This is a genomic window from Planotetraspora sp. A-T 1434, from assembly GCF_025420585.1.
Taxonomy (GTDB): domain Bacteria; phylum Actinomycetota; class Actinomycetes; order Streptosporangiales; family Streptosporangiaceae; genus JAOEGB01.
The window spans coordinates 57154-68204 of the sequence record NZ_JAOEGB010000033.1; the positions used below are offsets into that span (position 1 = coordinate 57154).

An 11051-nucleotide genomic window follows, 5' to 3' on the forward strand; every position below is an offset into this window, starting at 1 on the left:
ATCGGTAGCCTGCTCCCGCATCCTACTTCCCAGGGGTGCCATTCGATCTTGATGGGTTTCCGTCCTTCCGAGCCTGCTGACGGGCGACACCGGGCGACCCTGCCGCCTGGGGAGTCAGGAGGAGGAGAAGGCGGCGTCGAAGGAGGCGGCGGGCGGGGTGATGGCGTTCAGCCTGCGGATGTACGCGAGCGCCTCGGGCGCGCCCGCCAGCCGGTCCATCCCGGCGTCCTCCCACTCGATCGAGATGGGCCCGTCGTAGCCGATGTGGTTGAGCGCGCGGAAGCAGTCTTCCCATGGCACGTCCCCGTGACCGGTGGACACGAAGTCCCAGCCGCGGCGCGGGTCGGCCCACACGAGGTGCGAGGCGAGCCGCCCACGCCGGCCGTCGCCCGTGCGGACCTTCGCGTCCTTGCAGTCCACGTGGTAGATCCGGTCGGCGAAGTCGAGGATGAACCCGGCCGGGGAGAGATCCTGCCACACCATGTGCGACGGGTCCCAGTTCAGCCCGAACGCGGGCCGGGAGCCGATGGCCTGCAATGTGCGGACGGTCGTGTGGTAGTCGTAGGCGATCTCGCTCGGGTGCACCTCGTGCGCGAAGCGGACCCCGGCCTCGTCGAAGACGTCGAGGATCGGATGCCAGCGGGTGGCGAAGTCCTCATAACCGGCGTCGATCATCTCGGCCGGGGCGGGCGGGAACATGGCCACGGTGTGCCAGATGGACGACCCGGTGAACCCGACGACGACGTTCACGCCCAGCAACGCGGCCGCGCGGGCCGTGTCCTTCATCTCCTCGGCGGCGTTGCGGCGCACGGTCTCCGCGTCGTCGTCCCACAGGCGGGCCGGGAGGATCGCCTTGTGGCGGGCGTCGATCGGGTCGCACACGGCCTGGCCGACCAGGTGGTTGGAGATCGCCCACACGCCCAGGCCGTACTTCTCCAGGGTCTCCCTTTTGCGCGGCACGTACGACGGGTGGGCGAGGGCCTTGTCGACCTCGAAGTGGTCGCCCCAGCAGGCGATCTCCAGGCCGTCGTAGCCCCACTCGGCGGCCAGCCGGCAGACCTCCTCGAACGGCAGGTCCGCCCATTGGCCGGTGAACAACGTGACCGGTCTCGTCATGACTCCTCCACCAGGGTGTACATGCTGCCGTTGGCGGCGCTGCGTTCGACGGCGGCGAGGACCCGCTGCACCCGCAGGCCGTCCTCGAACGACGGCGCCGGATCGGTTCCGCTCGCCACCGCGTCAAGGAAGTCGGCGATCTCGTTGGTGAACGCGTGGTCGTAGCCGAGTCCGTGCCCCGGCGGCCACCAGGCCCCCGCGTACGGGTGGTCCGGCTCGGTCACCAGGACCCGCCGGAACCCGGTGCCGCCCTTGTCCACCCAAAGCTCGTTCATCGCCTCGAAGTCGAAGGCAAGGCTGCCGAGCGAGCCGTTGACCTCCAGGCGGAGCGCGTTCTTGCGGCCGGTGGCGAACCGGCTGGCCTCGAACGAGGCGAGCCCGCCGCCCGACAGCCGCCCGATGAACAGGGCCGCGTCGTCGACCGTGACCGTCCCCGTCTCCACCTCCTGGGCCTGGGCCGCCAGGCCGGCGGACACCGTCGCGAGTGGCCGTTCCTTGATGAACGTCTCCGTCAGGGCGGACACCCCGGTGAGCCGCTGGCCGGTGACGTATTGGGCGGTGTCCACGGCGTGAGACCCGATGTCGCCGAGCGCGCCGGACCCGGCGAGTTCCCTGCGCAGCCGCCACACGAGCGGGAACTGCGGATCCACGATCCAGTCCTGCAGGTACTGGGCGCGCACGTGCCGGATCTCGCCGAGCGCGCCCTGTTCGACCAGGCGGCGCGCCAGGGCGATCGCGGGCACTCGCCGGTAGTTGAACGCGACCATGTTGCGCACGCCGTTCGCGGCGGCCTTGCGCGCGGCGGCGGCCATGGCCTCGGCCTCGGCCAGCGTGTTGGCGAGCGGCTTCTCGCACAGCACGTGCTTGCCCGCCTCCAGCGCGGCGATGGCGATCTCCGCGTGGCTGTCGCCGGGCGTGCAGATGTCGATGATCTGGACGTCGTCCCGGGTGAGCAGGTCGCGCCAGTCCGCGGTGGCCGACGCCCAGCCGAGCCGGGCCGCCGCGGCGGCGGCCCGGTCGGGGGTACGTCCGGCGAGCACCGCCATGGCGGGGAGGAGGGCCGGTCCGAAGACCGCCCCCACCGACCGCCAGGCGTGTGAATGGGCCCGTCCCATGAACTCGTGTCCGACGAGCCCTACCCCGATTTGTCCCATCACGACTCGAAGCCGAGCGACATGTACTGGGCGACGTTGTCCTTGGTGACGGTCTCGGAGGCCAGTGTGATCGACTGCGGGACCTCCTTCTCCACCAGGTCGGTCATGCCCTTGCCCTGCGCGATCAGCCGGGCCAGCCGGATCGCCGACGACGCCATCGTGGGCGAGTAGGTGACGGTCGCCTCCAGCACGCTGCCACCCGAGTGGATCTCACGCATCGCGTTGGCCGAGCCCGCGCCGCCGACCATGAAGAACTCGTCGCGCCCGGCCTCCTTGATGGCGGCCAGCACGCCGACGCCCTGGTCGTCGTCGTGGTTCCACAGCGCGTCGATCTTCTTGTGCGCCTGCAGCAGGTTCGCCGCGACCTGGGTGCCGGTCTCCACGGTGAACTTGGCGTCCTGCTTGGCGGTGACCGTGAACCCGTACGCTTTGAGCGCGTCGGCGAAGCCCCTGCTGCGGTCCTGGGTCAGCGGCAGCGTGGCGATGCCCTGGATCTCGACGATCACCGGGTTCGGCACGCCCTTGTCCTTGAGCCGTTTGCCGACGTAGTGCCCGGCGGCGACGCCCATGCCGTAGTTGTCCCCGCCGATCCACGTCCGGTACGACAGCTTGTCGGGGAAGACCCGGTCCAGGTTGAGCACCGGGATGCCGGCGTCCATGGCCTGGCGGGCGACCTGGTTGAGCTGCTCGCCGTCGTTCGGCAGCATCACGATCACGCCGACCTTCTGCTGGATCAGCGACTCGACCGCGGAGATCTGCTGGTTGATGTCGTTGGTCGGCTCGACCGGCTTGAACGTGACGTCGCCGTAGGTCTTCGCGGCGGCCTCGGCGTTCTTGGCGATGGCGGCGATCCAGCCGTGGTCGGCGGCCGGGGCCGAGAACCCGATGGTCACCGATGCGCCGGGGGCGTCGTTGCCGCCGGTCGCGGCGGGCTGCGGCGCCGCGGCCGTGGAGCTGGCGGAGCCGGCCGGGGCGTTGCTCGTGCAGGCGGACACGAGCGCCCCCGCCCCGAGCACGGCACCGCCGACGAAGAACGCGCGACGTGTGGGGGTCTGGGTGGGGATCTCAGTCATGGCGAGCCTCCGAGGATGTTTCGGCGTTGCAGGAGAACGGCGACCACGATGATCAGGCCCTTGGCGATGAGCTGGTCGCTGGTGTCGAGGCCGTTGAGGATGAACAGGTTGGTGATGACGGTGAAGACGAGCAGGCCGAGGATGGAGCCGGTGATCGTGCCCCGGCCGCCGGTGAGCAGCGTGCCGCCGATGATGACGGCGGCGATGGCGTCGAGCTCGTACAGGTCGCCGTGGGTGGACGACCCCGTGGTCGTCCGGGCCATGATGATCACCGCGGCGATGCCGCAGCACAGGCCGGACAGGGCGTACAGGAGCATGGTGTGGCGGCGGACGTCGATCCCGGCGAGCCGCGCGGCCTCCGGGTTTCCGCCCACCGCGTAGGTGCGCCGGCCGAACGTGGTCCGGTTCAGCACCAGCCACCCGGCCACCACGACCAGCGCGAACAGGTAGACCAGCAGCGGCAGCCCGAGCACCCGGGTGGTGGACAGGCCCACGATGGCGTCGTTCGCGCCCTGCACGAGCTGGGTGCGCTTCTCGGAGATCCGCTGCGCCAGGCCGCGCGCCGCGACCAGCATCGCCAGCGTCGCGATGAACGGCACCAGCCGCCCGTACGCGATGAGCAGCCCGTTGACCAGCCCCGCGCCGGTGCCGACGAGCACCGCGCAGGCCACCATCACGGCCGGGCCGTACGACTGGGTGGCCAGCGTCGTCGCCCAGACCGAGGCGAGGGCCATCACCGCGCCGACCGACAGGTCGATGCCGCCCCCGATGATCACGAACGTCATGCCGACCGTGATCACCCCGATCGTCGACGCCAGCGCCAGGACGCTGACCAGGTTCGACGACGTGGCGAAGGTGTCGGGCACGGTGATGAGCCCGATCGCCGCGAGCAGGGCGAGCGCGACGACGAGCCCCGCGTGCCGGGTGCCGGTGATCCGGTGCCACACGGGGTGGCGAACCGCCACGTCGCCGCGCTGCCGCGTTTCGATCACAGCGCGCTCCCTTCCATGATCATGTCGAGTACGGCATGCTCGTCGAGGCTTTCCGCGGGGGCCTCGTGGATGATCCGCCCGTCGCGGATCACCAGCACCCGGTCGGCCAGCCCGAGGACCTCTGGAACCTCACTGGAGACCAGCAAGATCGCGATGCCCCGTCCGGCGAGTTGGTGGATCAGGGTGTACAACTCGGCGCGGGCGCCCACGTCGACACCCCTGGTCGGCTCGTCGAGCAGCAGGACGGTCCGGTCCTCGGCCAGCCAGCGGGCCAGCACGGCCTTCTGCTGGTTGCCGCCCGACAGGGTGCGGATCGGCCGATCCGGATCGGCGGGGCGGACGTCGAGAGAGTCGATGAGACGGCGGGCGGCGGCTCGTTCGGCGGCTCGGTCGATCCAGCCGAGCCTGGCGTGCCTGCCGAGGGTGGCGAGTGTGATGTTCACGGCGACGCTCTGGTCCAGGAGCAGCGCCTGCGCCTTGCGCTCCTCGGGCGCGAGCCCGAGGCCCAGCCGGACCGCGCCGTGCGGGCCGCCCCGCACGGGACGGCCACCGACCTCGACGGTGCCGGATGCCCGGCGGGCTCCGTAGACGGCCTCCAGGATCTCCGACCTGCCGGACCCGACGAGGCCGGCCAGGCCGACGATCTCCCCGGCCCGGACGGTGAACGACACATGGTCGACGACGCCGGGGATCGTGAGATCGGCGACGCGGAGGACGACGTCGCCGGGTTCGGCTCCGGAACGGTCGGGAAAGACGTGTTCGATCGAGCGCCCCGTCATCAGGGAGACGATCTCCCGGGTGGGGGTGTCACCGGCGGGCAGCCCGGATGCGACGGCCCGCCCGTCCTTGAGCACGGTGACCCGGTCGCCGATCTCGCGGATCTCCTCCAGCCGGTGCGAGATGTAGACGACCGACACGCCCTCGCCGGCCAGGTCCCGGATGATCCGGAACAGGTTCGCGACCTCGTCGTGGGCCAGCGTGGCCGACGGCTCGTCCATGACGATCAGCCGGGCGTCGTGCGACAGCGCGCGGGCCATGCTGACGATCTGCTTGGCGGCCGGGGGAAGCGTCCCCACCTCGGCGCCCGGCGAGATCTCCGGATGTCCCAGCCGCGCCAGCAGGTGGCTGGTCTCGCGCCGGGTCTCGGCTCGCCGGCTGAACCCGAAACGGGAGGGTTCGTGGCCGAGGAAGACGTTCTCGGCCACGCTGAGCCCCTCGACGAGGTCGAGTTCCTGGTAGATGGTGGCGATCCCGGCGCGCATGGCGGCGGTCGGGGTGGCCAGCCGGACGGGTTCGCCGTCGAGCGAGATCGTCCCCGAGTCCGGCTGGTGCGCGCCAGAAAGGATCTTGATGAGGGTGGACTTGCCCGCGCCGTTCTGGCCGAGCAGACAGTGCACCTCGCCCGCACGGACGTCGAGATCGACGCCGTCGAGCGCGCGCACGCCGGGGAAGTGCTTGACGATGTTCTGGACTTCCAGCATCGCGTCCTCAGGGGGTGATTAGGCGTGTTGCGGACGTGTTCCAGTGCTGGCGATGCCGCGGGGCCCGGACGCGGGGCCCGCGGAACTACGAGTTCGGGTCAGCCGATCGGAGACGTGCGGTGTTCAGGCGGAGTAGACGTGGTCGCTGATCAGGCGAGCCGCTCCTACGACCCCGGCGGTATCCTCCAGTTCCGAAAGCACGATGGGCAGGTTGCCGGTCGCCAGGGGCAGCGACCGGCGGTAGACGACGCTCCTGATCTCCGCGAGCAGCACGTGGCCCAGCCGGGCGACCCCACCTGAGATGATCACGAGCCCCGGGTTGAAGAAGCTGACCAGGCCCGCCAGCACCTGGCCCACACGACGCCCGCCGTCCCGGATGAGCTGGACAGCCGCCGCGTCGCCTTGAGCCGCGGCCGCCGCGACGTCCTCGGCGGCCAGCGTTCCGGCGGCGGCCAGCCGCTCGGCCAGATACGGCGAGGCCCCCGAGCGCGCCGCGGTCAGTGCCTGAGCGGCGAGTGCGGCGCCGCCGAAGTATGCCTCCAGGCAACCGGCGTTGCCGCACGCGCACACCGGGCCGAGTTCGTCGACCTGGATGTGCCCGATGTCGCCCGCGCTGCCGGAGACGCCGCGGTAGATCTTGCCGTCGACCACGATGCCGCAGCCGATGCCGGTGCCGATCTTGACGAGCAGGAAGTCGTCGACCTGACGCGCGACTCCGGCATGCCGCTCTCCCAACGCCATGATGTTGACGTCGTTGTCCAGCATGGCCGGGCAGCCCAGCTCCTGGCTGACCATCTCGCGCATCGGGTACCGGTCCCAGCCCGGCATGATCGGCGGCACCACCGGGACCCCTTCCGCGAAGCTGACCGGCCCCGGGACCCCGATCCCGGCGCCGTGGAGTTGTGTGAACAGCCCTTGTTCACGCAGCTTGCCGGCGAGGACGCGTACTCGGTCCAGCACGTGAGCCGGGCCGAGTCTTATGTCGCACGGCTCACTCACATGCCCGAGCACGCCGAGCTCACCGTCCGTCACGGCCACGTCGACCGAGGTCGCCCCGATGTCGATCCCCGCGAAGCGGATGTCGCGTGACAGGCGCACACGGCCGGAACGGCGGCCGCCTCGGGAGGCCGCCAGCCCGTCGGTCTCGGCCAACCCGAGATCCACGAGCCGGTCGAGTTCGGCGTTGAGCTTCGAGCGCGACATCCGCCATGGGTACGGATACACCGTTCCAGGCAGCGGCACCGGAGAGCCCGTGGAACCGGTGGGCTCGGCGACGATGTCCGCGAGCTCCGCCCGTGAACGGGGCCCCTCCCGCAACAAGCGCAGCAGAGCCGCCTGATGCGGGTTCTCCGGCCGGTTCGTCTTCACCCACCACTCCTCGATGCGTCCCGTGTTCGGTGCGTTGTCGTGGAACGTACCGCGCTTCCGTCATCGTGGGAAGACCTTCTCCCGGTTTGCGCCTCAATTTTGTTGAAATTACGAAAAGTACGGCAGACCAGACACCCGCAGAAGCACCACAGATGGACTTTTGTCGAGAAAGATGAAAGTATTGATGATCTGAGCATAACATCTGGACACCTTGGGCGTAACATCCTAATCTTCGATCACAACAAGCCACAAAGGCGCTAAAAGCGTGCGGGAGGTGCAGCGATTGGAACCGCGGCACCATGGTCGACGCGATCCTTGCCGGGTTCAGGGCCGAAGGCGCGTACCGGCACCTGAACGGCATCGGCATCGGAGTGTCCGGCCCGGTGAGTTTCCGGGACGGTGTGCCGGTATCGCCCCCGATAATGCCCGGCTGGGACCGTCACCCGGTCCGCGACCTGCTTGCCCGTCAGCACAACTGTCCGGTCGTCGTGGACAACGACGTCAACATCATGGCGGTGGGCGAGCGCTACGGCGGCGTCGCCCGGTCGGCCGAGAACGTGCTCTTCGTCGAGATCGGCAGTGGAAGCCCATCGGCGCCGACCGCACCAGGGGGAAAGCGGGATCGGCAGGGCGGACGCCGACCACCCTGCCGACCTGGCCCCGCTCGCCATATCGGCGGAGGCCGTTGGGTGCTGACGGTACAGGCGCCCAACGGGTACCGACTCCGCCGACCGGTGAGCGGGGCACCTTCCCTGCCTATCGTCACTCAGCCACGACACAAGCGCGCTTCTGATCGCCGACGCAGAAGTATTGGTTAATGCACCAAAAGATATGGACAGGTCGATCGGAAGCTCGTACCGTGTCGCTCATCACGGAAGTGTTTCATCGATGTTTCCAATCGGCGTGGATCCGGAGATGACGACGGAGCTCTAACCCCCCGTCACCCCCCTACGGCTCCGGCGCGACGGCGCGCGCCCTGCCTGGCACGTTCAGTCAGGAAGGGACACGATGTACCCACAACGCTCCACTCCTCGATGGCGGTTCGCCGGAGCCGCCATGCTGCTCGTGACAACGAGCCTCACCACCGTCGCCTCGATCGTCACGACGGCCGCGCCCGCTGCGGCGCACACGATCGTCGATACCGATTTCCAGCAGGTCACCCTCGCGAAGGGCGTCGCCGAGACCGGCGAGCCGATGTCGCTCGCGGTGCTGCCCGACCGCTCCGTCCTGCACACCGCCCGCGGGGGCGCGCTGCGGCGCACCGACGCGGCCGGCAACACGTCGGTCATCGCCAACATCCCGGTCTACACGCACGACGAAGAGGGCCTGCAGGGCGTCGCCGTGGACCCGGGCTTCGCCACCAACAGGTTCATCTACCTCTTCTACGCGCCGCCCCTGAGCACCCCGGCGGGCGACGCGCCCGCCACCGGCACCGCGGCCCAGTTCGCCCCGTTCAACGGCGTGAACCGGTTGTCGCGCTTCACCCTCAACGCCGACTACACGGTCAACATGGCCAGCCAGGTCAATGTCCTGGACGTGACCACCAGCCGCGGCATCTGCTGCCATGTCGGCGGTGACATGGACTTCGACGCGGCCGGCAACCTGTACCTGTCGACCGGCGACGACTCCAACCCGTTCGACTCCGCCGGGTACGCCCCGCTCGACGAGCGCACGAACCGCAACCCCGCCTACGACGCCCAGCGGAGCGCCGGCAACACCAACGACCTGCGCGGCAAGATCCTGCGGATCAAGGTCAAAGCCGACGGGACGTACTCGATCCCGCCGGGCAACCTCTTCCCGCCGGGCACCCCGAACACGCGGCCCGAGATCTACGCGATGGGCTTCCGCAACCCGTTCCGGTTGAGCGTCGACAAGGCGACCGGCATCGTGTACGTCGGCGACTACGGTCCGGACGCCGGCAGCACCGACCCGAACCGCGGCCCGTCCGGGCAGGTCGAATTCGACCGCATCACCGGCCCCGGCAACTACGGCTGGCCGTACTGCACGGGATCGAACAGCACCAGCGAGACCTACAACCATTGGGACTTCGCGACCAACGGCACCGGCCCGAAGTTCGACTGCGCCGGGGGGCCCACCAACAACTCCTTCCGCAACACCGGCCAGCAGACCCTGCCCCCGGCCCGCGCGGCCTGGATCCGCTACGGCGGCGACGCCGGGTCGCCCCCGGCGTTCGGCTCCGGCAGCGAGTCGCCGATGGCCGGCCCGGTGTACCGGTACGACGCCTCGAACCCGTCGGCCACGAAGTTCCCGCAGGCGTTCGACGGGCAGTTCTTCGCCGGCGAGTTCGGCCGCGGCTGGATCAAACCCATCCACCTCAACGCCGACGGCTCCCCAGGCGTGATCGACGCGTTCCCCTGGAACGGCAAGCAGGTCATGGACATGGCCTTCGGCCCCGACGGGGCGCTCTACGTGCTCGACTACGGCACCGGCTACTTCAACGGCGACGCCAACTCGGCCCTCTACCGCTACGACTACGTGGGCGGCGGCAACCGGGCCCCGACAGCCGTCGCGAGCGCCGACCGGACGTCGGGCGCGGCGCCGCTCGCGGTGACGTTCTCGTCCGCCGGCAGCAACGACCCGGAGGGCGGCGCGCTCACCTACTCGTGGGCGTTCGGCGACGGGACCACGTCGACCGCTGCCAACCCGTCGAAGACGTACACCGCCAACGGCACGTACACCGCGACGCTGACGGTGCGCGACCCGCAGGGCGCGACCGGCTCCGCCAGCGTGATCATCTCCGTCGGCAACACGGCGCCGACGGTGACGATCAACACGCCGGCGGCCGGGCGGCTGACCTCGTTCGGCGACAGCGTGCCGTGGAGGGTGACCGTCACCGACCCCGAGGACGGGACGATCGACTGCTCGCGGGTCACGATGGCGTACGTGCTCGGCCACGACCAGCACGCGCACCAGATCACGTCGCAGACCGGCTGCTCGGGCACGATCACGATTCCCGTCGACGGTGAGCACGACCAGGCGTCGAACATCTTCCCGATCTTCGACGCGTCGTACACCGACAACGGCGGCCTGAACGTCCACGCGCAGAGCATCCTGCAGCCGCGCACGCGTCAGGCCGAGCACTTCAAGACCTCGTCCGGCGTCAACACCTACACAAAGACGGAAGCCGAGGGCGGCAAGACCGTCGGAGACATCAACAACGGCGACTGGATCGAGTTCGACCCGTACAAGCTCGACAACGCGACCTCGTTCACCGCGCGGGTCTCGTCGGGCGGCGCGGGCGGCACGCTGCAGTTCCGCACCGGCTCACCGACCGGCACGATCATCGGCTCCGCGGCGGTGGCCCCGACCGGCTCGTGGGAGACGTTCGCCAACGTCACCGGGACGATCAGCGGGGCGCCGAGCACGACCACCTCCCTGTACCTCACCTTCGCCGGCTCGACGACGTCCGCGCTGTTCGACCTGGACAGCTTCACGTTCACGACCGGCACCGGGGGCGGCACGGGCGGGCCGGGGCCGATCACGGGCCTGGCGGGCAAGTGCCTCGACGTGCGCGCCGGCTCCAGCGCCGACGGCACACAGGTCCAGATCTACACCTGCAACGGTACGGCGGCGCAGACCTGGACCCGATCGGATCAGACGCTCCGGGCCCTGAACAAGTGCCTGGACGTCTCGGGCGGCAGCAGCGCCGACGGCGCGAAGATCCAGCTGTGGACCTGCAACGACTCGGGCGCGCAGAACTGGGCGCCGCAGGCTGACGGCACGCTGCGCAACCCGCAGTCGGGCAAGTGTCTCGACGTGGCCGGAAGCAACTCCGCGAACAGCACGGTCGTGCAACTGGCGACGTGCGTCGCCGGCGCGGCGAACCAGAAGTGGACCCTGCCCTAA

Annotated in this window: 8 protein-coding genes; 2 read left to right on the forward strand and 6 right to left on the reverse strand. The window is 69.8% G+C overall.

Annotation, left to right across the window (positions count from 1 at the left end; all coding sequences use genetic code 11):
- Positions 1 to 114 precede the first annotated feature (114 nt).
- The 6 genes from N5079_RS31105 to N5079_RS31130 form a co-directional block, all read right to left on the reverse strand.
- Complete coding sequence (locus N5079_RS31105; protein ID WP_261587744.1) at positions 115 to 1116, reverse strand: sugar phosphate isomerase/epimerase family protein; 1002 nt, start codon at positions 1114 to 1116, stop codon at positions 115 to 117.
- Complete coding sequence (locus tag N5079_RS31110) at positions 1113 to 2270, reverse strand: Gfo/Idh/MocA family protein (protein ID WP_261587751.1); 1158 nt, start codon at positions 2268 to 2270, stop codon at positions 1113 to 1115. The genes N5079_RS31105 and N5079_RS31110 overlap by 4 nt, the downstream gene beginning before the upstream one ends.
- On the reverse strand, positions 2270 to 3343 hold the full coding sequence (locus N5079_RS31115) for a substrate-binding domain-containing protein (protein ID WP_261587745.1): 1074 nt from the start codon (positions 3341 to 3343) through the stop codon (positions 2270 to 2272). Before N5079_RS31115 ends, N5079_RS31110 begins: the two co-directional genes overlap by 1 nt.
- Positions 3340 to 4335: an ABC transporter permease gene (locus N5079_RS31120; protein ID WP_261587746.1), complete on the reverse strand. Its 996-nt coding sequence runs from the start codon at positions 4333 to 4335 to the stop codon at positions 3340 to 3342. The genes N5079_RS31115 and N5079_RS31120 overlap by 4 nt, the downstream gene beginning before the upstream one ends.
- Positions 4332 to 5816: a sugar ABC transporter ATP-binding protein gene (locus N5079_RS31125; protein WP_261587747.1), complete on the reverse strand. Its 1485-nt coding sequence runs from the start codon at positions 5814 to 5816 to the stop codon at positions 4332 to 4334. Before N5079_RS31125 ends, N5079_RS31120 begins: the two co-directional genes overlap by 4 nt.
- Before the next feature lie 123 nt (positions 5817 to 5939).
- A complete protein-coding gene (locus N5079_RS31130; RefSeq protein WP_261587748.1) occupies positions 5940 to 7184 on the reverse strand; it encodes an ROK family protein in 1245 nt (414 codons plus the stop codon).
- Positions 7185 to 7483: 299 nt separating this feature from the next.
- Between N5079_RS31130 and N5079_RS31135 the strand changes: the two genes are divergently transcribed.
- Both N5079_RS31135 and N5079_RS31140 read left to right on the forward strand, forming a co-directional pair.
- Positions 7484 to 8002, forward strand: coding sequence for an ROK family protein (locus N5079_RS31135; protein ID WP_261587749.1), 519 nt, complete (start codon positions 7484 to 7486; stop codon positions 8000 to 8002).
- A 190-nt stretch (positions 8003 to 8192) separates the two neighbouring features.
- The gene (locus tag N5079_RS31140) at positions 8193 to 11051 is read left to right on the forward strand and encodes a PQQ-dependent sugar dehydrogenase (RefSeq protein ID WP_261587750.1); all 2859 of its coding nucleotides are present in this window, start codon (positions 8193 to 8195) and stop codon (positions 11049 to 11051) included.